At 48.8% G+C, this 25,899-nt stretch carries 16 protein-coding genes and 5 pseudogenes; 11 read left to right on the top strand and 10 right to left on the bottom strand.

Features of this window, described 5'->3' with window-relative positions; genetic code table 11:
- Positions 1-306 precede the first annotated feature (306 nt).
- The 4 pseudogenes from CRO87_RS21465 to CRO87_RS22995 all read left to right on the top strand — a co-directional run.
- Positions 307-814, top strand: a pseudogene (locus tag CRO87_RS21465) (antirestriction protein ArdA).
- Positions 815-935: 121 nt separating this feature from the next.
- Positions 936-2,284, top strand: a pseudogene (locus tag CRO87_RS23000) (conjugative transfer relaxase/helicase TraI domain-containing protein); the annotation flags it as partial.
- A gap of 60 nt (positions 2,285-2,344) precedes the next feature.
- Positions 2,345-2,575 (top strand): annotated as a pseudogene (locus tag CRO87_RS21455) (type-F conjugative transfer system pilin acetylase TraX); the annotation flags it as partial.
- Positions 2,576-3,087: 512 nt separating this feature from the next.
- Positions 3,088-3,180: pseudogene (locus tag CRO87_RS22995) on the top strand (DNA-binding protein); the annotation flags it as partial.
- 16 nt (positions 3,181-3,196) lie between these two features.
- Here CRO87_RS22995 and CRO87_RS21450 read toward each other — a convergent pair.
- The gene (locus CRO87_RS21450; protein ID WP_097164935.1) at positions 3,197-4,300 is read right to left on the bottom strand and encodes an agmatine/peptidylarginine deiminase; all 1,104 of its coding nucleotides are present in this window, start codon (positions 4,298-4,300) and stop codon (positions 3,197-3,199) included.
- Between the two features lie 1,216 nt (positions 4,301-5,516).
- Between CRO87_RS21450 and CRO87_RS21435 the strand changes: the two genes are divergently transcribed.
- Complete coding sequence (locus CRO87_RS21435) at positions 5,517-7,034, top strand: EAL domain-containing protein (protein ID WP_097164933.1); 1,518 nt, start codon at positions 5,517-5,519, stop codon at positions 7,032-7,034.
- Here CRO87_RS21435 and CRO87_RS21430 read toward each other — a convergent pair whose 3' ends face one another.
- The 9 genes from CRO87_RS21430 to CRO87_RS21390 form a co-directional block, all read right to left on the bottom strand.
- Positions 7,035-10,520, bottom strand: a complete 3,486-nt coding sequence (locus CRO87_RS21430; protein WP_097164932.1) for a transporter substrate-binding domain-containing protein — start codon at positions 10,518-10,520, stop codon at positions 7,035-7,037.
- The gene (locus tag CRO87_RS21425; protein WP_097164931.1) at positions 10,517-11,122 is read right to left on the bottom strand and encodes a response regulator transcription factor; all 606 of its coding nucleotides are present in this window, start codon (positions 11,120-11,122) and stop codon (positions 10,517-10,519) included. The genes CRO87_RS21430 and CRO87_RS21425 overlap by 4 nt, the downstream gene beginning before the upstream one ends.
- 266 nt (positions 11,123-11,388) lie before the next feature.
- Positions 11,389-11,835, bottom strand: a complete 447-nt coding sequence (locus tag CRO87_RS21420; RefSeq protein WP_097164930.1) for a hypothetical protein — start codon at positions 11,833-11,835, stop codon at positions 11,389-11,391.
- Positions 11,832-14,432: a fimbria/pilus outer membrane usher protein gene (locus CRO87_RS21415; protein WP_097164941.1), complete on the bottom strand. Its 2,601-nt coding sequence runs from the start codon at positions 14,430-14,432 to the stop codon at positions 11,832-11,834. The genes CRO87_RS21420 and CRO87_RS21415 overlap by 4 nt, the downstream gene beginning before the upstream one ends.
- A 59-nt stretch (positions 14,433-14,491) precedes the next feature.
- Complete coding sequence (locus tag CRO87_RS21410; RefSeq protein ID WP_097164929.1) at positions 14,492-15,226, bottom strand: molecular chaperone; 735 nt, start codon at positions 15,224-15,226, stop codon at positions 14,492-14,494.
- A 4-nt stretch (positions 15,227-15,230) separates the two neighbouring features.
- Complete coding sequence (locus tag CRO87_RS21405; RefSeq protein WP_097164928.1) at positions 15,231-15,950, bottom strand: molecular chaperone; 720 nt, start codon at positions 15,948-15,950, stop codon at positions 15,231-15,233.
- Between the two features lie 7 nt (positions 15,951-15,957).
- Positions 15,958-16,515, bottom strand: coding sequence for a fimbrial protein (locus CRO87_RS21400; RefSeq protein ID WP_097164927.1), 558 nt, complete (start codon positions 16,513-16,515; stop codon positions 15,958-15,960).
- A complete protein-coding gene (locus tag CRO87_RS21395) occupies positions 16,490-17,218 on the bottom strand; it encodes a molecular chaperone (RefSeq protein ID WP_097164926.1) in 729 nt (242 codons plus the stop codon). Before CRO87_RS21395 ends, CRO87_RS21400 begins: the two co-directional genes overlap by 26 nt.
- A gap of 42 nt (positions 17,219-17,260) precedes the next feature.
- A complete protein-coding gene (locus tag CRO87_RS21390) occupies positions 17,261-17,818 on the bottom strand; it encodes a fimbrial protein (RefSeq protein WP_255252531.1) in 558 nt (185 codons plus the stop codon).
- A 798-nt stretch (positions 17,819-18,616) separates the two neighbouring features.
- Here CRO87_RS21390 and CRO87_RS21385 point away from each other — a divergent pair.
- From CRO87_RS21385 to CRO87_RS21360, 6 genes and pseudogenes are all read left to right on the top strand, one after another.
- The gene (locus tag CRO87_RS21385; RefSeq protein WP_097164925.1) at positions 18,617-20,893 is read left to right on the top strand and encodes an inverse autotransporter beta domain-containing protein; all 2,277 of its coding nucleotides are present in this window, start codon (positions 18,617-18,619) and stop codon (positions 20,891-20,893) included.
- A 606-nt stretch (positions 20,894-21,499) separates the two neighbouring features.
- Positions 21,500-21,774, top strand: a pseudogene (locus tag CRO87_RS21380) (YjbH domain-containing protein); the annotation flags it as partial.
- A gap of 30 nt (positions 21,775-21,804) precedes the next feature.
- The gene (locus CRO87_RS21375) at positions 21,805-22,944 is read left to right on the top strand and encodes a polysaccharide export protein (RefSeq protein ID WP_097164924.1); all 1,140 of its coding nucleotides are present in this window, start codon (positions 21,805-21,807) and stop codon (positions 22,942-22,944) included.
- The gene (locus tag CRO87_RS21370; protein WP_097164923.1) at positions 22,932-23,375 is read left to right on the top strand and encodes a protein tyrosine phosphatase; all 444 of its coding nucleotides are present in this window, start codon (positions 22,932-22,934) and stop codon (positions 23,373-23,375) included. The genes CRO87_RS21375 and CRO87_RS21370 overlap by 13 nt, the downstream gene beginning before the upstream one ends.
- Before the next feature lie 17 nt (positions 23,376-23,392).
- A complete protein-coding gene (etk, locus tag CRO87_RS21365; RefSeq protein WP_097164922.1) occupies positions 23,393-25,576 on the top strand; it encodes a tyrosine-protein kinase in 2,184 nt (727 codons plus the stop codon).
- Between the two features lie 83 nt (positions 25,577-25,659).
- Positions 25,660-25,893 carry a hypothetical protein gene (locus CRO87_RS21360; protein ID WP_097164921.1) on the top strand — a complete coding sequence of 78 codons (234 nt, stop codon included), beginning with the start codon at positions 25,660-25,662 and terminating at the stop codon, positions 25,891-25,893.
- Positions 25,894-25,899 lie beyond the last annotated feature (6 nt).

Below are 25,899 nucleotides of genomic sequence, written 5' to 3'. Positions count from 1 at the left end.
TGTCATCCTGAATGCTGGCCGGAGGGAAACCTCCGGCCTTTTGCTTTGCATCAGGATTTCGGTGCTTCCGCTGTTTTGCCGGCGCCACCCTCCGGACCCGGTCGCAGTTTAGTTCAAAGGCATTTTCCGCCGTCTTCCCGTTGTTTTCCGTCTCAGTTTTCGCCGTAAAACCGCCCAGCCAGCTCCCGCTATTTACTGCGCTGCGGCTTCGGTGGCGCCCTTGGATCCTTCGCTTTTTGCCCGGTTGGCGTGTGTCGGTACGGCGTAAGCCGGAACGCTCACGATATTAACCACGGAGGATTATTTATGAGCGCATCAACCACCACACCTGCTGTCTACGTCGCACATACCACAAATACAACTGCGGCAGCATTTTCGGCAAATGGTTCAACCTGACGGAGTTTGATGGCCGTGAAGATTTTTACGAAGCCTGTCAGGCGCTGCATGCCGATGAATGGGATGCCTAATTTATGTTTCAGGACTGGGAGGGCATTCCGTCACAGTTTGCTTCTGAATCGTCCATTGACTGGGATTTTATCGCTGCTTACAAACGCGCTAAAGAAGAGGGCAGGGAGGCCCCGCTTTTGTAGTCTGGGTAGAGTATACCGGCGAATGTGATTATGATGCCTTTGAAGGCGCGTATTGCGATGAAGCAGAAAGTGAAGAAGATTATGCCGTTCAGTACGTCGAAGATCACGGGCTGCTGGCGGGTATGCCTGAGTTGCTGCGCGGCTATTTCGATTATGAGGCGTATGGACTGGATTTATTCATGAATGACCTGACGCTGATTAGTGGTTACGTGTTCAGCGCTTAAGGCAACCGGTATACAGGCAGGTGGCTATGCTGCCTGTCAGCCCGCGTTGAAACCCCGGCAGACCTTCTGCCTGCCCCCTGATGATTTCAGGGCGCCTGCGGTGCCTGTATTCATCTTCTGTGCACAATATACCGGGGCCATGGCCATGATGAACGAACGGTACTGGACGGAGGCAGATGTAAATGCCCGTGACGCCGTGGTCATACTGCGTAGCACAGAGGGAGAATCGATGCTTATCTCACCGCAGCAGAATACCGCCCAGGATATCTCCCCGTTTACCTCCCGTAAAATGATCCTCAGCCAGGGAGACCGGGTGCGTTTTACCCGTTCTGATACCGACAGAGGCTATGTGGCCAACAGCCTGTGGGACGTCGCCGGGTTCACGGACGATGGTGCGGTACGTTTTCGTAAGGGAAAGCTGGAGAAAATTGTCGACCCGCAGGCGATGGTTGAAGACCGACATATCGTTTGGCCTATGCGTTGACCGTCTACGGCGTTCAGGGGGCCAGTGAGCGGTTCACGATTGCGCTGACGGATAGTGAAGGGGGCAGGGCCAGAATGGCCTCGCTTGAATCGCTATACGTGACATTGTCACGCGCAAAAGAACATGTTCAGGTTTACACGGACAATCAGGAGTGCTGGCAGGATCTGGTGAAACAGTCAGACAGCGGTAAAACCGCACATGATCTGCTGCATTGGGAGAGCGATCGCGAAACCCTGACGGGAAATCGCCTGCTGGGGACTGCGTCACCGCTGGACAAAACCGCGCTGGGACGCCGTGTTCTGGCCGCGAATGGACTGGAAGGCGACACGATGGCCCGTTTCATTGCTGCCGGGAAAAAATACCCCTCGCCGTATGTGGCGCTGCCGGTCTGGACCCGGCGCGGAAAAGAAGCGGGGTGATGCTGACGGAAATCCATCTGGAAAATTGGGGACGACAGGTGATGCTGAGTGATGAAACCCGTTTGCGGGCCAGTGAGGATGCGCTGTTTGCCGGGCGCAGGCGAGTCGGAACGGACAGACCCTGGTCGCAGACAGTACGGAGGCGGCCATCCGCATGGCGCAGGAAAGCCTGGAAAGCGGCGTGATAATTCGCCTGAACGGGGATGACCGGCTTCTGAACACGGTACGGCTGACCACCGTGCCGGAAGAAACGGAGCAGACCGTCAGGGCGGCCGCTAAGGCGACGGCGAAAGCTGACGACCCTATTGGTCTGATACCGGACGAACAGCAGAAGCAGGAAGAAGCCCGGGAGAAAGCTGCCCATGAGCTGGCAGAGAAAACCGTCTGTGACGGGCTTCCGGATATGGCATCTCCTGAAGAGGTGAAACGTGACCCGCTGGTTTCGACGGATGATGAACGCACTACGCAGCAACTGGTTCGCAAGCAGTGCTGCGTACTGAACGGGAGTGGGTTATCAATCAACCAGAGAAAGCCATCGAGTTTGAAAAAACGCTGGGAGGTGACTGATGCCAGTTCAGTCTTCAGTGCCGGTGCAGAAACGCCGCTACCCGCTTACCTTATCTCCGCCGCAGCGTGGCGTTTCTGGCGATGGGAATGGACTATCTCGCCACGGCCTTTCAGCTGTTTGCGTTGGTGAGCGGGTGCAATCTGGCCGGGCACACACAGCGCCAGCTTTCCCTGAACCGCCTGTGGCTGATGGCACAGCCCGGGTTCTGGCTGGCCTTCAGGGAGGCTGGTATGCATCTGTTTGCCTTCGTCGTGGCCATGCAGGTGGTTCGCTTCCTCCAGGCTACGACTGCGCGCAATGTGTAGTTACAACATTCAAAAGAATGTTTACTACCATCCCACCTGCAGTAACCTAATCTTTCTGAAGCAAAGAGTCCCTCTCAGGCAATAGTTAAACTCGAGCACAGCTGCAACTCTTTAGCCCAACCCACCACTGAAAAGCCCCGCCGCTCCCGGGCCGAAGGCCCGGAACTGCATTGCTTTTAATAATGGATGTTGTAACTAGTATTTTGCGTCGCTGTGAGTAATGTCGCTGAAGGTACTGAATAACACGCACGTAAGCGGCCCATACGGCCCGACTGCGGCCCGACTGCGGCTTCGCCTTGACGTGAGCGCAATAAACACCCTGAGCAATTTTTAGTGGGTCATAGCTTTGCAGGGCATACGTCAGCCGGAACAGGTCGTTCTGCTCAGACAGTTCGCCGGTGCAGGATCGCCAGAGGTAGTTCAGCTTGCTGGCCAGCTTCGCGCTGGCGCCCCTGTTTAAGCTCCGGCGCTACGTTCTTCTGGCTCAGCTGTCAGCGGCCACCCTCAGAACGGCGGGTCTGACCATCGTCAGCGGTGAGGTCGAAGTGAGCGACAGCCTGACCGACACGACACGGCAAGTTCCTGTGTACGCCTCACCCGCCCTGCTTAACGGGGCTGCTGCTGGGTGGTGCAGTGGATACCACCACCGCCCGCGGCTATGCCATCGATATTCAGCTGAATAATTTTACGGTCAGCAAACAGTTCCTGCAGAATATCCAGGGTATTACGGTCAGTCCGTTTATCGCCGAACTCTGGTGCAATGACCGCCCCGTTGCAGACGTAGAAATTAATATATCCCGCGGCAAAATCATCGCTCGCGTATTTTTGCCGTACTGACGCGGGCCCTTCCAGCACCACCACCTTCAGGCGTCGGCCTTTGGCATCCGTCGCGCTGCGTAATATTTCCAGATGGCGTCGGGTGACGGCGTAATCAAACATCGACGAGTCCTGCTCAAGCCCGGCCACCACCGTACCCGGATGAGTAAAGCGCGCATAAAAATCGGTATGCCCGTCGGTGATATCTTTTCCGGCAATGCCTGGCAGCCAGATGATTTTTTTAAGCCCCAGCAGCCGCATCAGCTCTGCCTCGCACGCCGCTTTGCTGATGCCCGGATTGCGGTTCAGGTTCAGAACACAGCTTTCGGTAATAATTGCCGTCCCTTCACCGTCCACTTCTATTCCACCGCCTTCCAGTATTAGCGATGAGCGTATAAACATCGCGCTGGCTTCTTTCGCCACGAACTCTGCGACGTCAGCATCGTGCCCGTGCTCCTGCTTATTGCCCCAGCCGTTAAAATTAAAGTCCACTCCAGCAAGGCCGCCGCTGCTGTTTTTCACGAATACCGGCCCGGTATCACGCATCCATAGATCGTCTATCGAATGTACGATGAGATTTACCGACGGTCCGCAGAGCCTGCTCGCAATATCATAATCTTCTTCCCGTACCAGCATATTCAGCGGCTCAAATGCGGCAATCGTTTTTGCCACCGTCGCCAGGTTCTCGCGAACCACCGGTAATAAATGCGGCTCCCAGATCGCTTCACTGGCGCCAAATGCCATCCAGGTAGCCGTGTGAGGCGCTCCTTCATCTGGCATCTGCCAGAGATTATCCTCGCGGGCAAACGCGATGCTGCTGCCCACGGTTCCCGCCACGAACATACCTGCGGAAGCCATCAGGCCCTGCCTGACGAAAGAGCGTCTTGTCATCATAGGGATAAAACCTTATGTTTTTATTCACCACAGTCACGATGAATAAAGTGAATAAAATAATGAATTAAAGTCAGCACGTTACTTATTAAATAAATAGTAATGTTAACACTATAGTCAAAGTGCGGACGGCTGAAATATAACACAGACGATATATGTTGCAATGTCCGCATTCTATATAACGCCAAAAGCATGTAGAAAGTTGCGTCAGAAATAGTGTGCCTGCGGCAGAGTCCCGGAACAGAAACCCCGGCTTCAGCCTCACGGAGAATACTGATGATCTATTCGTCGGAAAAACGCTTCCTCATAGAGAGGCCCTCACGTTGCGTGATAAATGACATTACTAACATCACGGTGTATTAATCAACGGGGAGCAGGTCACACCTGTGTTTTTAGAGTTGAGTATATCACCTCTGTCTAGATGGGGAAATTTAGTAAACCACTACAACCTGATATTAACAATGCTTCAAGTGACATAATTGAAGTGAAATGAGCAGTTTCCTGCTCCCTAGTGTTTAAAGTATCAATTTTCCCGTCGGGGTAAATTTATTGCCAGTAATAAATCTTAATAATTTCATTTCACTGGAAACCCTTAGCTTAGCCATTAGTTTGTACTTATAGTTCCAAATTGTTTTATACGTGAGATTGGGAAAGAAATCGAAATCTTTTTTTATAGTCCCATGTTCTAAGATATGCTCAAGTATAATAACAGAACGGCAGTCCAGTGTTAGGTCAGAAAATGGGAGGTTAAATCTGTTACTGCAATTAAAAATGACTGACAATAAATTACTACGCAGAAAATGATCGCAAGAAATAATACTTACTGTTCGGTCGGAGGAAAACACATTAAAGCGGAGATCATCATTCAGTATGACAATATGCTTAATCTCCGCAGTAATGTTTGCTGCAATGCAACGATGAATTTTGCGCAAATTTTCACTTTTATAAGCACATACGATGAGTGTAGATTCCATAGCATGACAATTGAATTCAGGCTCTTTAAGTAGCTCACTTAAACCAATTGAAAAATAAAAGTCATTACTACAGTTGCAATATGGCACTTCTGAAGCCTTAGTGTTCTATTTTATTTAGCCAAATACTACTAAATGATTCGAGAGTCTGGTATAAGGTGCATCTGATACTTATGTAGCCTTTTTCTTACATTTCAAATGAGAATGGCTCAACAAGGTGCTATTTTATTGGGTCACCGGAGTGTTTTATGAGTCTGTATCGTCCTAAAAGGAAAGTAACCCTCAGGTTTGTTGTTCAGACCTTGCTTTTGGCTGCACTACCTTCATTGGCCGGGCTGGGCATGCTCTACTTCAGTGCAAATTCTCAGATGCAAAAACAGGCTCACAAAGAATTAGAACTAAGCTATAAGCATTTTGACAAAATCTTTGCTATCGCAGACAAAGTTGCTGTTGATAACAGGTTCATGGCACATCGTCTGTGCGCACAAATCCTTCCGGAGCTAAGACGTGAAGCAACGCGCCAGCTTTATATACGCTCTATTAATATCATCGGCAATAATAAAATATACTGCAGCTCGGTACTCGAGAATGATGAGGAATATCTAAAGGTCTCCCCTGAGGTACAAGAAGGGGGAGTACTGGTCCCTGGGAATGTGATAACGCCAAATTCCTCAGTGCTTTACATACGCCATGGCGACATTATGATGGCAATTGATGGCAGATTGCTGTTATCTTTTTTACAAAGCTCAGTCAGTGGGATTAGACTGTATTTTGTCGTTGGGGGCCGCGAATTGCATGCCTCTGGTTGGGTATATCCTTCAACCTTCTCTGAGCAGTCAATCATTAAATCCTCAAAAGAAACAGGTTTCAGTGTCCGGGCCTCAACAGAACCAGGGGCTGAATGGAATATTATTTTTGGAAGCTACCTGCCACTCTTCTTCATATTTGGCCTGACAGGTTTTGTTGCCGCTTTATTCTATTCAAAAAAATACTTCTCAGCAGAGCTTACTGAGAAAGATCTACGCAATGCAATCAGTAAAGGGGAAATTATCCCCTGGGCTCAGCCAATATTTGATAGTTCGGGGAAGGAGATTTGGGGAGTAGAAATCCTTGCTCGATGGAAAAATCAGGAAGGAAAAGTTATTCCGCCAGACCTCTTTATTCCACTTGCGGAGAAGTCCAATATAATAATGGAACTTACTCGCTCATTGATGATGCAGACTAAAGAAGTGTTTTCTGCAAACATTAATTTAATACCACATGATTTCCATGTGTCATTTAATATCAGCAATCGGTGCTGCAAAACGGATGCACTGGTCGGGGTATGTCAGCAATGGTTGCAAGGCATGGACAATAAATTATCTCTGACGCTGGAGCTTACAGAAAGAGATAGTTTCCAGAATAGTGCTCATTTTAACGTGCTGATGGAAACGTTAAAACAACATGGTGTGAAACTGGCGATTGACGACTTTGGAACCGCAGGCTCTAACCTTGATTATCTAAAGGAAGTTGCTTTTGATTACATCAAAATTGATAAAAGCTATGTTGCGGGGATTGGCTCTGGTACATCCAGCGAGCATATCATCGACAATATTCTCGATCTTGCCCAGAGACTGGGGATGGACGTCATCGCAGAAGGCATTGAGAACGCTGAACAAGTAGACCATCTGAAAGGGAAACATGTGATTCATTTTCAGGGGTATCTTTATTCAGCGCCCGTCCCTCTGGAGACGTTTACCTTAAAATATTTTCATCCTCTGCTGTAATCATGCCAGCATTTCAGCAATGCTTTCTTCGAGCAGCAAAGTGAGGCGCCGGCATTCATTAAGCTGGCCGCTAGCGGCAGCGGCTTCCAGCTCACGACAAATCGTCACAAGGTCGTCATATTTGCCGATAACGAGGCCACCTTTCACACGGTGAGCCAGTTCAAGGATGCTTTTAAAATCTCCTGCCATTATTGCATCATGAATGTCGCTGACGCTGTTACAGGAGTGCTCAAACAAGGAGAGTCTGAATCTCGGGTCACTGGTGTAGTCTGGCTCAATGATAACAGGTTGGGGCGGGTTTTCTTCGTGACGGTACAGCACATGCTGAGCCAGAGTAGAAGAGAGTATTTCAAGCGTTACTGGTTTAAAAATACAATCGTTCATACCACAACGAATGCAATGTTCTCGCTGTTCATCGCGGGCATCAGCAGTGATGCCAATAATGATCGCCTCTTTACTGGCTGCGCGTATTTGCATGGCAAGTTCCTGACCACTTAGACCCCTCATATTACAGTCCGTTAATACAACATGAGGCTGATGAGATAGCCAAAGATCCCAGGCCATCAGAGGATCCTCACACTCAATAACCTGGTAACCAAGATAGGTCAGTTGTTTATTGAGAACCAGCAGGTTGGGGTAGTAATCATCAACAATCAGGATCATGGTATCCTGGCGAATATGAGTTCTGACAACCTTAGAGACTTCATTGGTGACATTGCGCGAGGGAGTTGCTTCCACCGCAAACTCCATTTCTACCGTAGTTCCTTTATCGACTTCGCTGTATAGATTTATTGTTCCTCCCAGTGCTTCGCATAGGCTACGGCTAATAGCCAGCCCCAGGCCAGTTCCCTGTTGGCGTTGTTCTAGCCTGGCAGAAGCCTGAGTAAAAGGCTTAAAAAGTTTTTTCTGCTCAGAAAGTGGAATTCCGCATCCGGTATCAGTAACGCTAATTTTCATTGCGGAGTATTGTTTTTGTGATGAAGGGGAAAGCTCCACCCGAACATAAATATCTCCGACATCGGTAAACTTCACAGCGTTGCTCAATATGTTACTGATAATCTGGCGGAGTCGAAGCTCATCCGTCCGGATCGCCATACTGCCTGATAAATTATCAATATCGAGATGGAGGCCAACACCTTTACTGGTGGCATTACTCTGAAAAAGTAGCATAACCCTTTCGAAAAAGTAGCTTAACTTGACCAACGAATAGTGAAGAACCAGACTGTCTGATTCAATTTTACTTATATCCAGTATATTCCCGATTAGTTCCTGTAACGTCAGTGAGGCGCCTTGGGCTACGCCAAAAGCCGTGCTGTCTACAACGCCTTTTTTCAGGTTATTATTACCAAGCTCAAGCATACCGATAATGGCGTTAAGAGGCGTCCTGAGCTCATGGCTCATAGTAGCAATAAAGGCAGATTTTGCAGCATTAGCCTGTTCTGCCGTAATTTGCGCCTGACGTAATTTTTCCTCAAGAATCTTGCGTTCAGTGATATCGAACCAACCACCAATAATACCGATGACCTGACCTGACTCGTCCATATAGGGTATCAACCAATGATAAATATGCATAACTCTGGAGGAGCCCTTAAATTTTATCTCTCGATCTTTTGCTATCGCAGTTTTTTCTCTGAGCACAAGGGAGAAATCATCACGATATTCAGTAGCAGTATCGGAGCTAATGTCATTGATAGAATTTTGATCATTATCTTTACTGATACTCAGCGACTGAAGGTAAGCTTTATTGCAGGAAATTAATTCGGAGTCTCGGTTCCTTATGTACATGGGATTGGGTGTGCCATTAATAAGAGAGCTAACCAGCGATAATTGATTATCAAGTTTTTGGCGAATGCTGCTTATTTTTCGCAAATTATTTCGTAAGCTTACACCCCACATCAATGCGAGAGTGCTCAGAAAGACAAAGGCTATGAGGAATGATGCAAGATGTATATAATGTTGCTCTATGAATGTTTTTTTTACTGGCGGCGTAGACCATGTCCTGAATACTAAGTCCATCTCGGCGTCCGAAAAATGAGTCAGTGCTTTATTAAGAATATTATAAAGCTCAGGATCCGTTTCGGCGACACCAAAAGAAAGTTTGAACTCTTTGCCATTAACAGGGCTGAACATGTGATAGCTGCCTGGATTTTCAAGGCTTAAATAACGAGCAGATGAATAGATATCTATCACCGCATCAACATCCTCTTTTTGCAACATCGAATATGCCTGACTGGCTGAAGTGACCTGGAGGAGCTTTATCGATGGAGGAAGGAGATGGCTAATCTCATTAATATTAAGTGGCGTAGCGATGATTTTTGGCTTAATTTTTAGGCTGCTTTTATAAGCGCGCTTTGCCGAAATAACCATGACCATCGCTGATTTTGCATAAGCCCGGGTAAACTTATAGCTGTTATCAAATGAATAGAGTGAACTGCTTGCACCATAAACCGTTAATGCATCATCCTGGGTGGTTGTTGTGGAGCGTTGGCTTTTGAAAATAAACTTGAGCCCTACATTTTTACTAATACTGCGTAACAACTCTGGTGAAATACCGACGAACTTGTCGTCTACCAAGGATGAATAGGGAGGCATATCATCAGGTAGTACAACAGTAATCTCTGGATTGTTTTTTATCCACGCCGACTCCTTATCAGTAAGGTAATCTGGCAATCCAGGGATAATAAAGTCGCTGGATGTATCCCATGTTCTAATGATATTACTCAGATCTGAAAATGATATTTTTGACAACCCTTCAGAAAGCACACTCCGTGTTTTTTGATCATTTCGTAGAAATGTCAGGTACATTTTCACTGCGCTATCAGTATTGATTTTTTTCTGCACACGCAAATTATAGTATATTGAATTCCCAGAGAAGTACCCAGTGGAAATAGCATCTCCGATGAATAAATCATTGGTTCCTAATGAAACCGAAAGCATTGCGTTGAGTGGTGTATCAAATTGCTCAAATTCTGCGTCCGGATAAATAGGGTGAACTAAGGATTTTATAGCACTTCTGGATACAACAGCAATGCGAAGCTTTCTATTCTGATGGGTAATATGACTTTTATTTTCGACTGCGACTAAAGAATTATTTTCAATATAAGGTAGTCTGTCAAAACTTTGGGCACAACTTCCCGCCGCTAAATTTTGCACTGTCAGTACGTCTATATCGCCAGTGCATAAAGCACTTTCCGCGTCGGCAATAGTATTATACGAATAAATTATTATTTTTTTGTTTTCTGTCAGGCTAATTCTTCGTAGGACTTCAGCATTAATACCATCGTAATATTGGCCGCTAACAGAAATATCGAATGGCGGAAAATCAGGGCGAACAACCCCAACAATAATTGACCCATCATAAATAGTATTATTGTATGATGCGTCCGGAAATAATGTCAGCTTTTGATAACTATGTTGAAGATGATCTGCATGAGAATAAAATGGGAACAGTAAGATAAGCAGAATCAAAAGCTGAATGGCTCTCATTGAAGATCTTCCTGCTTTGCAATAGTAATTAACTCAACCAGTGACGTTGCTCCGAGCTTTTCCATAATCCGAGTTTTATATGTGCTGATGGTTTTGTTGCTTAAACACATAACTCCTGCAATTTCATTATTAGTCATACCTGCTGCTAATTTTCTGAGCACATCAAGCTCCCGATTTGACAATTTATCAATGGTTGCTCCATTTCCTGGTTCAGGAAATGAAAAATTAGGGAAAAAGTTGTAGCCAGAAGTTAAGGCTCTGATCGCTGCTGCGACATTATCCATTGAATCATTCTTTGAGACAAACCCTGAAGCGCCGGCTTTCATACAGCGGGAAGCATATAGCTCCGACTGTTGCGCAGTATAAACAAGAATTCTACTGTTAATCTCAGCTTTGCGCACAGAATGAATAACGGACATTCCATCCATACCAGGCATACCTATATCTAGGATAACAATGTAATAACTTTCCTTCTTAATATACTGAATAGCCTCTATGCCATCAGCACACTCGTCAATCATCCTGTAACCCATTTGATCAAGTGTGTAACGCAATGCCATACGAACCGGTGGATGATCGTCAACAATGAGTGCTTTTTTCATTCTCAGCCTTCCTGAAATAGTGGCTATTTAAATGTTAATCCTGCTGAATATTATAACTTATAGGTACGACAGAAGCTAATTAAAGAAATAACCGGACGTCTGATGTGGCTATTGAAGTGACTATGTTAGAAGCGTTGTGAACAAAGAGGCGGTTCCGGAACCGCCATCAGTCTATTATTAACATTAATTAAAGGTCACTGACATTTCAGCTAATGCGGTTACTGCCCCAGTGGGCAGGATGTTTCCTCCCGAACACAAACGCCATGTCAGCAGAATAGGGGGTTGGAGTCATACAGGGAGGTAAACGTTATAGCAGGGTCTGAAGTTGAACTGCCCTGCGTGATCGGTAGCCCTATTGTGCCACTCATGTGCTCTATTTGTTGAGTATTAGCTCTGGCATAGGAGGCAGTTACTCTGGCACGGGGAATCAAACCAACTCCTGCTCCAATTGGATAGGCCAAATAGCCAGCAATCATTCTTAAAGAAGAGATACCTATGCAGAGTTTCTCTTTGGCAGAGATAGATGCCAACCCAAAGCTGAGACTAAGAGTTTCGTAGTCCATAGGGCCAACCAGATTTTTATGAAAAGGAATGCCCTCCCATAGGGTCCCTGTGCCCTTGCCAATAGTAATAGTTGTAGCTTGGACTGGCGCTACCATTAGCCAAAGACCAGTAATATCGTAGATTATTGTTTTGATATAGCATTGCTTCATGATTGTCCTTCCTCACACAATATTTTTAACATTCGCACCGGATTATTTTTAGCGGTTATAGACTGACTCATGTCGAATGATGTCCGGCACTGTTGGGCCGTGCTCCGACCCCAGCTCGCCGTTAATTTGCCTTTTTCCGGTAACCCGCTGAGGTACACCTGGCCTGCATCGCCGACGATGCCGCTGCTGGTTTCTCCCCCTTGCTTCGCCAGCGTCACCAAGGTGCCAAAGGGGATTGGCTCACCGGCACGGGTCAGGGTTATCAGAGCCTGATAGCCTGTGCGTGGAGAAAATTTGGCCACCACTACGGCTCCTTTGGTGGGATAGACGTTGGCACTGCTTTGGGGCAAATCGACATCTTCCGGAAGCGTTGCCGGATTCAGGGTGACCATGTTTTTCTGGTAAGGAGAAAGATAGGGCACCACGGCATAGCCTCGGCCGTCCGTACGGACACCGCCGCTCATCACGCTCACGCCGCCTGCACCCGGGGCGCTGACCAGCGCCATGGAGGTACCCAGTGACTGGCTCAGCGTCAGACCGTACGGATGAATGATCAAACCGCCGTTGCCACTTATATTCAGTGAATTGTTGTGCCTGCTGTAGCTGTAACCGCCACTGACGATGCCTTTGCTGCCTTGCCAGCCCAGATTGAGGTTGCTGATGTTATCTCTGCCAGCATTAGCGCTGTCGTTCGACCAGCCCTGCATCAGGTTGTAGGACAAACGTTCTTCCATGGCCGTACCGCTGATCCCTGCCTGCTGTGTCACTCGTCCCTGACTGTCGTTTGCCACCTGATAGCTGGCGTAGCTTCGGTTTAATCGCGGTGACGCGCTGAAGACGCTGAAGGGGACCTGCATCGTGAACGCTAGCTGCCGGTTTTGCGGCCAATCGCCACCAGACTTGATCCGGTCAATGCTGTAAGCGAGGCTATAGCTCATCCCGTGCCAGCCTGCGTTGTATCCCATCGAAAGCGTATTGTTAACCTGTGAATTGCCCCAGTAGTCACTGCGGGAGCCCGACAGGAACAGCGAACCAGCGTTGCCGAACTGTTGCGTGAGGCGCAACTGAAAATCTGAACGCTGACGGGCCAGAGCCCAGGGTTTTTGATCTTCATTCAGCTGGTAGCCGATGTTATTGAAATCGGCAAAGCTGTAATAATTGCGGGTGGAATAACGATAGGCGGTCAAATCCACAGAAGTGCCAGTGCTGAGCAGGCTTTTGGCATAGCGTACCCGCCATGACTGACCATTTTGCTTCTGGCCGTATAAATCAGCAGAAGACAAGGTCACATCTGCCGATAATGCCCCTAGTTCCCCTAACGACACGCCGCTGCCAAGTACGGCGGAGGCGTATTTCTCGGCTATCAGTCCGCCGCCGTAGAGAGTAATGTTATGCGGGAAGCCGTAAACCAGCGTGGCCAGAGTGAAAGGCGCTTGTCTGGAATGCGTGGTGATGCCCCCGTTATAGCGCCCGGCCGTCAGTTCATATTTCACCCCGCCAGGGCGCTGCATTACCGGCAGGGTCGAAAAAGCCTGTCGCCAGGTGCGCACACTGCCGTCCGCTTCGGTGACCGTGATAGTCAGATCGCCGCCCTGGCCGGTCTGGTTCAAATCGGTAATACGAAACGGTCCGGGCGCAACATAAATCTGATACACCGTGTTGCCATTCTGAGTGACGGTCACTCGGGCATTGCTCTGTGCAATACCGCTAATGACGGGAGCAAATCCACGCAGTTTAGTGGGGAGCATCTCTTCGCTGGACGTTAACTTCATGCCAAGAAAGGGGACGCTGTCTAAAACGTCGCTGCCAGTACTATTTTCCCCAATCAGGATATCCGAACGCCATGCCTGAATATCGCGTTGCAGATAGGTATTTGAAAAGTTGCTCCGGCGGCTGCGCTGATCCATACCATGGCTGTTTCGGCTGTCATTGAAGGTATATGTCATATCGCTACGCAAACGCCAAGCCTGCCAGTTCAGCCCGCTACGCAGTCCAAAGAAAAGATTGGTCTGCTGGCTGGAGGTTTGTCCTTGCTGGCTGTTTCGCCCGCCGTTGAGCGTATAGCTGAGCAACATTGCAGGTATGCCGTGATCCCATAGGGTAGGATCTACCTCGTTGCCAGCGTCCGGGCGCATCGCGACCTGCGGAATGCTTAACTCCAGACGCTGCTGCTGAAAATCAAACTTTATCGAGGCATCCGGGATAAGCGTGGCGAGATCGTCAATCGGCTGGTCGACCGGCAAACCGCTCAAAGCAGGAACTGCCGCGGCATTCACCCCCATCTCCACCAGAAAAGCTGGCGTCAGCACAGGCAGAACCTGACCCTTTTTATTGGCCGAGAAGGTCACATTCTGTTGGCCTCGCTCGTTGCGATTCACTAGTATCGTGACAAGATAAGTCCCCGGTGGGGTCTGCCCGGCGCTTTCAAAGGCACTGAGATCGGTGATACTACTCGTATTGCTACCGTCTCCCCCCAGTGAAAGCAGCGCCGGATCAAAGTAGTCACGACCCCACGCAGGGAAAAGGCAGATAAGCAACAGACTTGGGGAAAATGCAATGGCAGCGCCTTTGCGTCTTTTACTCCGGGAAATTGTCATCTTCATATCCGTTTGAGAAGTGCTCATTCCTCTCTCTGCGGAGCAGAGTGGAATAATCATTAATCCTGGTGTTCGGCAGGCGTATCCCAGCCATCCTCGTCGATCAACTGCCAGGTAATCTTTCCGGCAGAGGAGGCGGGCAGCGTATAGGACTGTTTGCCGAAGGGGGGAACCATCAGTCGCAGCGATGGCTTGTCAAGCTGCACATTCCCGACGCTCAGGCGGGAAAATGTCAGCCAGTAGGGGGTCGGATTGCTCGCCGTTAGCTGCTGACCATCGCGGGTGAAATTTAGTTTCGGCGCCATATCCGCAACGGCGCGCTTTTCTAATCCTGCGGGGCGGTAAAACAGTTTGATATTACTGACCACTGTCATCACCATTTGCTTACCGACCGACTTCTGTGCAGGTAATGCCTTCATCGAGATGAAAAAAACTGATTCGCGGTCATTCGGTAATGGAACATCGTTGCGACGGATCCGTAGAACCAGTTCATTGTTCGCCTCCAGGCGGGAAAGCGGCGGGGTGACGATAAAAGGCATCGCCGGCTTTCCTTTCCAGTTGAGATCGACATCCCCAGTACTAAGATCCACGGGCCTTATCCAGGACTGCATCAGGTAGGAGGCAGGCGTCTTGTTGTAGGCGGTCAGCGTCACGCCTTGCTTATCTCCCTCCGGGTAAATTACCCTCAGTACATAAAAAGAGATCCCCGGCGTGTTCTCTTCCGCGGCCTGCGCAAAGTTCACACCGCCAACGGATAACAGCAAAGCTGTGAGGATGTTTATCAGTATTTTCATGGCGTTATTTCCCTGCGCTATCGCTCTCGATGGTTGTCGGCCTGCAAGGTTGAGATAATCCGCCGTAGTCGGTGATGGTTTGCCAGGACAGAGCGTTGAGCGATCTCGTAACGGCTATATTGGTGCTGCCAAATGGCTGGATCATGGCCGACTGTGGATCTAATGCCGCAGTTGTTCCATTCACCGACACGTCGCCCAGCGTTTGAAAATAGGGAGTAGGGTTGGTTATCCGAACGCCGTGCTTTTCACGTTTGAATGTCAGCAGGCAAGCGCCATTATCAGCCAGCGGAGAAAGGCCAGAAGGGCGATAAAAGAGCTTCAGGGCAAAACGAAATCCTACTGATAGCCGATCCGCTGCCAGAACAGGTTCGGACTGCGCAGGAATGGCTGAGACGAAAAGATAAAACACAGACTCTCTGTCGGCAGGTAACGAAACCCCCTGCGGCAGAATGCGCAGTAACTGTTTGCTCTCCCCGGCCAGAGAGAATAATGGCGGTGTGACGATAAAGGGTGCTGCTGTCGTATTATCCGGATCGATTTGAACCCGAGCCTGGATTAAATATGCTCGCTTTCCATTATTGCGAACGGTGACGGTTTGCGCTTTATCCGCGGCAGAAAAAATAATCCGTGTCTGCCCCAGACTGATGCCATCACTTTCGGCCTGTAAATTAAGACTGAGGGCTAGCAGCAGGCATGGTAATGTCCGAGAAAGTCGTTGAATCATCTCATCCTCACTGATAGGCAAAGGTGAACATCAGCTGTGCCGTAACGTCACCTGTTGTCACCGCTGCACATCCCGTGGTGCCCCCACAGCTCATTCCCGCGTAAAAAGTTAATGTCTGGTCGGCCACATGGCCGGTATTGCCCACTGAAAGCACACTATCGTGTCTGACTTCTTGCTGGTTATAGGCTGGCAGGGTATCGCTTTGGATCACCAGGATACCTGTGCCTTGTGCCGTTCCGGCACTACGAAACAGCCACTTGTTGTCCTGGGTGACACCATTTCCTGTGACAGTGACAACAGGCTTAAGGCTACCGCCTGCCTGACCCGTGCAGCTATGAACCGACAGGACAAAGGGTTGAGGAGCCGTAAGCTGGTTTGGGCGTAGCTGTGATTTGGAGATCGTTCCTAATGCCAGCGTGCTTTTATTTAGGCTCAGTGAACAAGTGCCGTCGGTCAGTACAGCAGAAAAATTCAAGATAACAGCCTGCACCTGTGTGATACCCACCGTAAAACATCCCAGCAACAAAGCCAGCACAGGCCTATGGCAACCCAGCACTAAACGCATCCGCGCCTCCGGTATCGTTGATGGCTTGCCACTGCACTTTCTTACCCGGAGCAAGATCGGATGCTTTGACGGGCCATGTATGATTGCCAAAAGGAGCAAGCATTCGTGATGCTGGCGTATCCAGCTTCAGCTTTTGACTTCCTACCTGTAATTCAGCCAGGTTGACAAAATAAGGGGAGGGATTAGTTACCTTAAGCCCATTGGACTCCGAGGAGAACTGCAATCCCTTCCGGGCATCAGCTGACGAAATACCCAAACCTGCGGGCCGATAGAAGAGTTTGATAATGTTGCCAACACCGAAACTCAACTGCGCCTTTATATCCTGCTGACCCTGGCCGTTATTTGCCTGCGAGCTGGTTGGAATAGCGACAGTATGAAAATAAAATACGGATTCACGATCGGCTGGGAGTGGCTGACCGGTGAAGGCAATGCGTAACTGATTAATACTTTGTGGCTCTAGGCGGAAAAGCGGTGGCGTCACAGAGAAAGGTGCGGCGGTTTTATGCTCTTGTTGACCGCTTATCGATGCTTGCACCAGATAAGGCTCGTGACTGAGAGTGTTACGCACAGTGACGCTGATACTGCTAGCACCTTCAGGATAAATTAGCCGGGTCGCGTTAATACCAAACCCGGCGGCCTCTCCTGTGAGTGGAACGGTTAATAGGCCTGTCATCAGCGTAAGCAGGGAAAAAGTGCGGGTCATTCTAAGCTCCTGAAAAGCGGGCTGTCGCCCGCCTTAAGTCCATCAGTTGTAGGCAAAGCTGAACAGGATTGGCGCGCTAACCATACCGTTATCAGGAGCGGTGGCTGATGTGGATGCAAGGCCCGCCTGCAGGCTCAGCGTTTTGTTGTTGAAATCACCTGCGCCAGGAGTGGCACCTGCTGTGGCCACTTCTAACTTGGTACCTGAAGTAAGATATGTTGTTGGGGCTGAGGCCAGGCTTAACATGACGCCGGTATTAGTACCGGTGCTGTTAAAGATATTCGGGTTCCCCCCCAGCGTCTGGCCGGTGATCAATAAATTAGCTTTGTCACCAGCAGTTTGTGGAGCTTCACAGTTGCTCAGGCCAATGGTGAATTTTTTAATACTGTCTGTTACAGGCTTAGCAACATCAGTAAATGCCGCTTTGGAATGGTTACCCAAGTCAAGATTGTTGGTGGACATGGAAACATCACAGGTCGCGACTTCTACGTTTCCGGTAATAGTGATCTGTGCGTTATTTTTGGCCTGGACGGATCCCGCCGTTACCAACAGAGTAAAAATAGCAGGAGCCAGAGTGAAAACGGATTTCTTCATATTCATACTTTACTTTCTCTTATCGTGATTTAATGGACCGCTGGCACCTCTAATTAACTTACAAGGCACATTTTGGCAGGTACAATTAAATCGAAGTGATCGCAACTTGATTGACATCTTATAAAGTTATTGCTGATTTATTTCGCAATATTTCAAGATGAGTTTTGTCGTTCGGCAGTGAATAGGATTATCTAATTCATTCGAGCCGAGGCCCGTTTGCTAAACTGCAGATAATCTAATATGTGAGGTTTCTCAGCAATAGCGGAATATTCTTACGAATCTGTAGGAATATTCCTCACACCTTTTCAAATCGAACATTTGGCCAACAAAAAAGCAACACTTAATAAACAAATATTTATTTTTTATGATGCAGATCAAATGAAATGACCATTCTCGTGATTGAGAAATTTCCAGTCATGACAAAGATTAGTTTTCTCATTTTTAGTTCAATTTTATCCTTGAAATCCATTGCTTATTGTCAATGCGGAAAATTCCTACACAAATAAGGGATAAGGCTGCTTTACGCTTTAAATGCTTATTTATTAAACTTTCATTTGTCGGGTCGACAGCTCGCAGCTCGCCTCGGACTCAGCCACGGGACAAGGAAGATGTACTGGAATAAATTGCATAATCCAAATCTTTCTCTTTTTATGGCATGTGGCCAGAATCCTTGTGGTAAATATCAATTAGCACGGGAAGTTTTATAATAATTCTCCTACACGTGGATGGGTTTTGTCTATCAGAGGCTCATTTTAATTATGTCTACATTTTCCACAATTAATTTTTAATTTACCAGGTGATTTTGTGTCTGAAGAAAAAGTCAATTATTGGACCCGGGCTTTGAAAACTCCCCTATTTTTCGTTTGTTTAATGGGGACTGTTGCTGGACAAGCCAGTACAGAGAATAAGGGGAGTGGCGCTGTTCTAGCGGAAAAAGAGCTTCCCTCACTTGAGCAGAATGGCATCAACAGTGCTATAGAGGTTGGGTATATGCAATCTCTTAATAATTCAGAAGCTTCGCAGACTGATTCATTTTTCTCAGGTAGATCAGGCAGTAATGAAGTTGGCCATTTTGCAAGTAGTACAATATCGGGTGTTGCCAATAGAAACGTGCAGCAATGGCTGGGACTATTGGGGACTGCGCGGGTAAATGTTGACATCGACGAGAAGTTTTCCCTTAAAAATACTCACGCCGAACTACTTGTCCCTCTTTATGAAAACCAGGAGTGGCTGGCTTTTACTCAGGGAGCGCTATACCACGCTGACAGCAGAACACAATCGAGCCTGGGTTTGGGTGCGCGCTATATCCGTCCTCATGATTTAGCTGGCGCAAACTTGTTCCTCGATCATGATTATTCTAATGACCATACCCGTATGGGAATGGGCGTAGAGTACTGGCGTGACTTCCTGAAACTAAGTGGCAATGGTTATTTTCGATTAACCAACTGGAAAGATTCATCCGGTCTGTCGGGATATGAATCCCGACCAGCAAATGGCTGGGATATCCGCGCGCAGGGATGGGTACCTGCTTATCCGAAACTGGGTGGAAAGCTTAGTGTCGAACAATATTACGGCGATGAAGTCGCTCTGTTTGGTAAGAACAAACGCCAGCGGGATCCTTATGCAATGACGGCGGGTGTCAATTATACCCCAATTCCGCTGCTGACTTTTAATATGGATCAGCGCCAGGGAAAATCAGGTACAAATGATACCCGCTTTGGTCTGGAGATAAACTACGATCTGGCCATGTCGTGGCAGAACCATTTTGAATCTGATGCTGTAAGGTCACTGCGTCATCTGGTGCGTAGCCGCTACGACATGGTTGAGCGGAATAACAATATGGTGTTGGAGTATCGTAAAAAGGAGGATATTCAGCTCAGTACTGCAAATGTGATTACAGGATATAGTGGAGAGAGAAAATCACTGCAGGTCCGGATCACCAGCCAGCATGGAGTGGCGCATATTGACTGGAGTGGCCCTGAATTTATTGCGGCAGGTGGAAAAATTGTTCGTGAGAACGATGGCGAGTACAGCGTTGTTCTTCCTTCCTGGCAGCAGACCTCCGGTAGCGTTAATAGCTGGAAAGTTCGTGGAACAGCCATAGACAAAAAAGGCAATACGTCAATGCCTACCGAGACAGTGGTATCGGTATTAGGCACTGCCATCAAAAAGAGTCTGAGTACATTTACGCCTGACAATATTGTATTACCAGCAGACGGAAAAAGCTTTCAGACATTAGTCCTGACGGTTAAAGATGAGAAAGGGCTGCCCGTGAATGTGGCCGATTCTGAAGTGGCTTTCAATATCTCTGGAGCCAAAGAAGCATCGTCTTTTACAATGAAGAAAAAGCATCCTGGAATTTATGAGGTTACTATCAAGTCGGGATTAAAGACCGGAGATTATACCATTACCCCAACTATTGGTGGAGTCGAGTTATCTTCGGCCAGGATAAGTATTGTTGAGCCAAATAATCCAGTTGTGACAAATTCTTCAATAGCTACGAATAAAAGTAATTACTATTACGGTGAAGATATTCATGTGACCGTAGCGCTAAGAGATGCTGCGAATAAAGTGATAACTGGGAAATCTGCATTATTGGCAACGTCAGTTTCACAATTAAGGAATGTGGTACAAAAAGGAAACTGGACGGATAATGGCGACGGCACTTATTCGATTATTTATGTAGCCCAGAATTTGGGGTATGGTCTCAGGATGGATCTGACCTTAACAGGAACGACAGGTAAGGTACAGTCTGCCCCATTCAATATTGTTGCTGGCCCTGCGCGCGAAGGAAACTCTACTCTTTCCATCGACCGAACAAGTTACAGGTTAGGTGAGAATATTCTTGTTACTGTGAAACTAAAAGATGCCAGAAATAATCCTGTGTCGGGTGAAACCGACTGGCTGTCCCGTAGTCTCTCGGTACCCAATTCCAAACAAAAAGGAAACTGGATAGACCATAATAATGGTACCTATACTATAATTTATGAGGCCAGTAAAACGGGAGGTGCCATTGCGAGCCTCTATCTAGGCGGATGGTATGAGCGTAAAAATCGGGTGAGATTTACTGTTCATCCATGATGACAGAGCTGATGACGAAGGTAATGGCGGTGGTTAATTAAGACCGATAATGTCATATTCTAAAAAATAGAGCAGTGTCATTAATTAATGGCACTGATTAATCAAGTCTCTATTTTTATGAAATGCAGTATCTTTTCCGAGTGAAAAATCGCCACCCCAACAGTAGTTCTTGTTCACCAAAGTGGGAGCATAGGGTTGCTTTTATTTGTTATTATTGCGCAATGATATTGAAGGCATAACACCCTGATTAATATTCATTATTACATTGGCCTTGGTCAGATTATCTAGAATGATATTCCGCCCCTTTTGGGGCGGAGGTCTGCCCCGGGTATACACTCGGTTATCAAGCCTGAATATTCAGGTTCAGTCAGTCCATTCATTGAATGAAAAACATAAATGAAAAAGACACTTTGTGCAGTTATGGCTGCGCTGTCTCTGGCAGCAGCAGGTGCTACGGCTGCAACCGTAGGGACTTACCGGCGGTGTGGCCGCGGGTGCAGTAGGAACTACAGCTGTTGTTGCTACCAACGACAGCAGTTATGGGACTGAAAATACCGCCACGCGTTAATACTGTCTGCGCTGAGTGATTCATTCAGCGCTTATACCCAAGGCGTCACGCTTGATGTCGCGAAGCGATTTGATAGCGGCGTCGCCGTGGGTTTGTGGGCGGCGATCAGCAATGTTTCCAAGGACGATTATGGGGAAGGCGGATTCAGCAAAGGCTTCTATGTCTCTGTACCGTTGGATCTGATGACCATTTCGCCAAACCGCAACCGGGCGGTGTGTTTCTGGACACCGTTAACCCATAACGGCGGGCAAATGCTCAGCCGCAAATATCAGCTGGCATGACCACTGAACGTGAACTGCCGGTAGGGCAATAACCCTGAACACCTGTTGAATGATATTGATAAATGAAAAAGCGAATTTTTAAACTTACCCTGCTGGGTCTGACGCTCGTGACGCTCAGCGCCTGTACAGTTGTGCCAGGCCAGGGGCTGAGTACCCGCGGCAAAGATGTTGTTGAACTGCCAGACAGCGGCTATGACCTAAATCAAATGGTCAACGTCTATCCGCTGACACCCGGCCTGATCGATTCTCTGCGCCCGAAGCCTGTCAGCTCTCGCGCTAATCCAGAGCTGGATGAGCAGCTTACACGATACGAGTATCGCATCGGTGTGGGTGACGTGTTGATGGTGACCGTCTGGGATCACCCGGAACTGACTACTCCTGCGGGCCAGTACCGCAGCGCCAGCGACACCGGTAACTGGGTGAATGCCGATGGGGCGATTTTCTATCCCTATATTGGCCGAATGAAGGTGGCGGGAAAAACGTTGACCCAGATTCGAGCCGAGATCACCGCGCGTCTGGATAAAGTGATTGAGAGCCCGCAGGTGGATGTCAGCATCGCGGCGTTCCGCTCACAAAAAACCTATGTGACAGGCGAAGTGGCGAAGTCAGGCCAGCAGCCGATCACCAACATTCCTTTGACGGTGATGGACGCGATTAACGCCGCAGGTGGCCTGACTGCCGAAGCAGACTGGCGCAATGTAGTGCTGACCCATAAGGGTCAGGAAACCAAAATCTCTCTCTATTCCTTGATGCAGCGTGGCGATCTGACGCAGAACAAACTGCTACATCCTGGCGACATTCTTTTCATTCCACGCAATGACAACCTGAAAGTCTTTGTGATGGGCGAGGTGGGCCGCCAGAGCACGCTCAAAATGGACCGTAGCGGCATGACGCTAGCCGAAGCCCTGGGCAATGCAGAAGGCATGAAGCAGGATATGTCAGACGCCAGCGGCGTGTTCGTGATCCGATCGCTGAAAGGTAAGCAGGACGGCAAAATTGCCAACGTTTATCAGCTCAATGCAAAAGATGCCTCGGCGATGGTGCTCGGCACAGAATTCCCACTCGAACCTTATGACATCGTCTATGTCACCACCGCGCCGCTGGTGCGCTGGAACCGAGTTATCTCACAGCTGGTGCCAACCATCACTGGCGTTCACGACCTGACAGAAACCGTGCGGTTTATCAAAACATGGCCAAATTAAGTTTCCATTCGATTCTGGTGGTGTGCACCGGAAATATTTGTCGCTCGCCAACCGGTGAACGCCTGTTACGCCAGATGCTGCCCCAGATTCAGGTCGATTCAGCGGGTACCGCAGGTTTAACCGGGGAAGCCGCTGATTTGGCTGCCGCTCAGACGGCAGCGAAAAATGGTTTATCTCTTGAGGGTCATATCGCCCGCAAAATCACGCCTGCCATGGCGCGGGAGTATAACCTGATTCTGGTGATGGAGTCTGGGCATATCGCTCAGGTGACAGCGATGGTGCCGGAAGTTCGGGGGAAGACGCTGTTCTTCGGACAGTGGCTTAAGGAAAAAGAGATCCCTGATCCTTACCGAAAAAGCCAAGAAGCCTTCGATCATGTTTACGGCCTGATGCAACAGGCAAGCCAGGAATGGGCGAAAAGGCTCAGCTAAATTCACGGAGTTAGTTTATGTCGACTAAAAATCTTAGCGCTCCGCAGGGCGCAGCCACGACAGAGAATGAGATTGACCTCGTGCGCCTGCTTGGTGAACTTATCGATCATACGAAGCTGATCGTCGGTATCACGACGCTCTTCACCACAGTTGCGGTGATGTATGCGCTGTTTTCCACTCCGGTTTACCAGGCCGATGCCATGATTCAGGTGGAGCAAAAGCAGGGCAATGCACTGCTCAGTAGCCTGAGCCCGATGATGCCCAACGCCTCGCCGGTATCCGCGCCTGAAATGCAATTGCTACAGTCAAGAATGATTCTTGGTAAAACCATTGATGACCTGAGTCTGCGGAACGTCGTCAAGCAAAAATATCTTCCGGTATTTGGCCGCGGCTGGGCGCGTTTAACCGGTGAACAGCCGGGTGAGCTGGCGATAAGCTGGATGAACATTCCTCGCCTTTATGGGCAGCCGCACACCCTAACGCTGACCGTTGGCGAAAATGGACGTTATCACCTGCAAGGGGAAAACGTCAGCGTTGATGGCGAACAAGGCCAACTGCTCGATGTTGACGGCATTTCGCTGAAAATTGCTGATATTCAGGCTCGTCCCGGTACACAGTTTACGATCAGCCGGCAGTCGGAGCTGGAAGCTGTCAGCGATCTGCAGCTTAACTTCAGCGTCAGCGAGCGTAGTAAAGACAGCGGTATGCTGGGTTTGACTATGACGGGCGACGACCCGCAGCTTATCGCCCGTACTCTCAACAGCATTGCGGATAACTATCTGCAGCAAAATATCGCCCGTCAGGCCGCTCAAGATTCTCGTAGCCTGGAGTTCCTGCAAAGCCAGTTGCCGAAAGTGCGTGGCGAATTGGATCAGGCCGAAGATAAACTCAACAGCTATCGCCAGGAACGTGATTCGGTTGATCTCAATCTTGAGGCCAAATCGGTGCTGGAACAGATTGTGAATACTGATAACCAACTGAATGAACTGACCTTCCGCGAAGCAGAAATTTCACAGCTGTACAAGAAAGATCATCCAACCTACAAGGCGTTGATGGATAAGCGTCAAGTGCTGGAGCAGGAGAAAAAACGTCTCAACAAGCGCGTTTCTTCGATGCCCGTCACTCAGCAGGAAGTGCTGCGTCTGAGTCGGGATGTTGAATCTGTTCGCGCGGTGTATCTGCAGATACTCAATCGCCAACAGGAGTTGAGCATTGCTCAATCGAGTGCGATTGGTAACGTGCGAATTATCGATTCAGCGGTGACTCAGCCACAGCCGATCAAACCGAAAAAAGCGATGATCGTGGCATTGGGGCTGATATTTGGTCTGTTTGCTTCCGTCGGTCTGGTGCTGGTGTGTGCAGTGCTGCGTAAAGGGATCGAATCCCCGGAGCAGTTGGAGGATCAGGGCATCAATGTGTATGCCACCGTGCCGGTATCCGAATGGCTTGAGAAGAGAACGCGACTGCGTAGCAAGAATACTTTCTCAACGACCTTCCGCCATCGAGCTAAAGAATTACCGTTTCTGGCGGTGGATAACCCGGTCGATCTCGCCGTTGAGGCGGTTCGCGGCCTGCGAACCAGCCTGCATTTTGCGATGATGGAGTCATCGAATAATCTGCTGATGATTTCTGGCGCTACGCCGAACAGTGGGAAAACGTTCGTCAGCAGTACGCTGGCGGCGATTGTTGCGCAGTCCGGGCAGAAAGTGTTGTTTATCGACGCGGATATGCGCCGGGGTTATTCACATGAGCTTTTTTCTCTGGAAAACGATGTGGGACTTTCCGATGTGTTGTCGGGCAAAGCCGATGCCGGTCGCGCTGTTCGCACTTTTGATAACGGTGGATTCGACGTAATCACCCGTGGCCAGGTGCCGCCAAACCCTGCAGAGTTGCTGATGCATGAGCGCTTTGGTCACCTGAGCCAGTGGGCAAGCGAGCAGTACGACATCGTGATAATCGATACCCCGCCGATTCTGGCAGTGACGGATGCGGCGGTCATTGGGCGTACTGCCGGAACCAGCCTTGTTGTCGCACGTTTTGGCATGAACAGCGTGAAGGAGATGACTGTTTGTGTGCATCGCTTGGAACAAGGCGGGGCGAACATAAAAGGCGCGATCCTCAATGGGGTGGTCAAACGAGCCAGTAGTCAGTATGGCTACGGGTATCACCATTACGGCTACAGCTACTCCGAAAAAAAGTAACTCAATGCCCCCGCCCCGCGGGGTATTCCAGGATTTTTGTTCCCGCAGGCCAAATGAGAGCCAAATGAACCTATGATGCCAGGATGTGGCAGACAATCGAGGTTAAAGCCCGAGTTATCGAGCAGTTCCGTATCAGTTCACTGACAGACCGAATAATCGAAGATATTGCCGGTGATGCAGCAAATGCTGCTGAGATGAAAGCCAACGCGACTGGTAACCAGCTCATTTTCCTGCAGGTGAAGATCGACGCCGATAAACGCAAACAGGAAACCATGTACCTATCTGCACTCCCGCTGGTAATCGTATTTTCAGTCTGAATGTAG

Source organism: Enterobacter sp. CC120223-11, assembly GCF_900215375.1.
Taxonomy (GTDB): domain Bacteria; phylum Pseudomonadota; class Gammaproteobacteria; order Enterobacterales; family Enterobacteriaceae; genus Scandinavium.
Note: the sequence above shows the minus strand (reverse complement) of the source record. Positions and strands in the feature narration are given on the sequence as shown.

What these genes read in the sequence shown, in the direction of transcription:
- CRO87_RS21390 (WP_255252531.1), bottom strand. Translation starts at nt 17,818, where the DNA reads ATGAATATGAAGAAATCCGTTTTCACTCTGGCTCCTGCTATTTTTACT.
- CRO87_RS21450 (WP_097164935.1), bottom strand. Translation starts at nt 4,300, where the DNA reads ATGATGACAAGACGCTCTTTCGTCAGGCAGGGCCTGATGGCTTCCGCA.
- CRO87_RS21420 (WP_097164930.1), bottom strand. Translation starts at nt 11,835, where the DNA reads ATGAAGCAATGCTATATCAAAACAATAATCTACGATATTACTGGTCTT.
- CRO87_RS21400 (WP_097164927.1), bottom strand. Translation starts at nt 16,515, where the DNA reads ATGCGTTTAGTGCTGGGTTGCCATAGGCCTGTGCTGGCTTTGTTGCTG.
- CRO87_RS21415 (WP_097164941.1), bottom strand. Translation starts at nt 14,432, where the DNA reads ATGACAATTTCCCGGAGTAAAAGACGCAAAGGCGCTGCCATTGCATTT.
- CRO87_RS21430 (WP_097164932.1), bottom strand. Translation starts at nt 10,520, where the DNA reads ATGAGAGCCATTCAGCTTTTGATTCTGCTTATCTTACTGTTCCCATTT.
- CRO87_RS21425 (WP_097164931.1), bottom strand. Translation starts at nt 11,122, where the DNA reads ATGAAAAAAGCACTCATTGTTGACGATCATCCACCGGTTCGTATGGCA.
- etk (WP_097164922.1), top strand. Translation starts at nt 23,393, where the DNA reads ATGTCGACTAAAAATCTTAGCGCTCCGCAGGGCGCAGCCACGACAGAG.
- CRO87_RS21360 (WP_097164921.1), top strand. Translation starts at nt 25,660, where the DNA reads ATGTGGCAGACAATCGAGGTTAAAGCCCGAGTTATCGAGCAGTTCCGT.
- CRO87_RS21410 (WP_097164929.1), bottom strand. Translation starts at nt 15,226, where the DNA reads ATGAAAATACTGATAAACATCCTCACAGCTTTGCTGTTATCCGTTGGC.
- CRO87_RS21370 (WP_097164923.1), top strand. Translation starts at nt 22,932, where the DNA reads ATGGCCAAATTAAGTTTCCATTCGATTCTGGTGGTGTGCACCGGAAAT.
- CRO87_RS21375 (WP_097164924.1), top strand. Translation starts at nt 21,805, where the DNA reads ATGAAAAAGCGAATTTTTAAACTTACCCTGCTGGGTCTGACGCTCGTG.
- CRO87_RS21405 (WP_097164928.1), bottom strand. Translation starts at nt 15,950, where the DNA reads ATGATTCAACGACTTTCTCGGACATTACCATGCCTGCTGCTAGCCCTC.
- CRO87_RS21395 (WP_097164926.1), bottom strand. Translation starts at nt 17,218, where the DNA reads ATGACCCGCACTTTTTCCCTGCTTACGCTGATGACAGGCCTATTAACC.
- CRO87_RS21435 (WP_097164933.1), top strand. Translation starts at nt 5,517, where the DNA reads ATGAGTCTGTATCGTCCTAAAAGGAAAGTAACCCTCAGGTTTGTTGTT.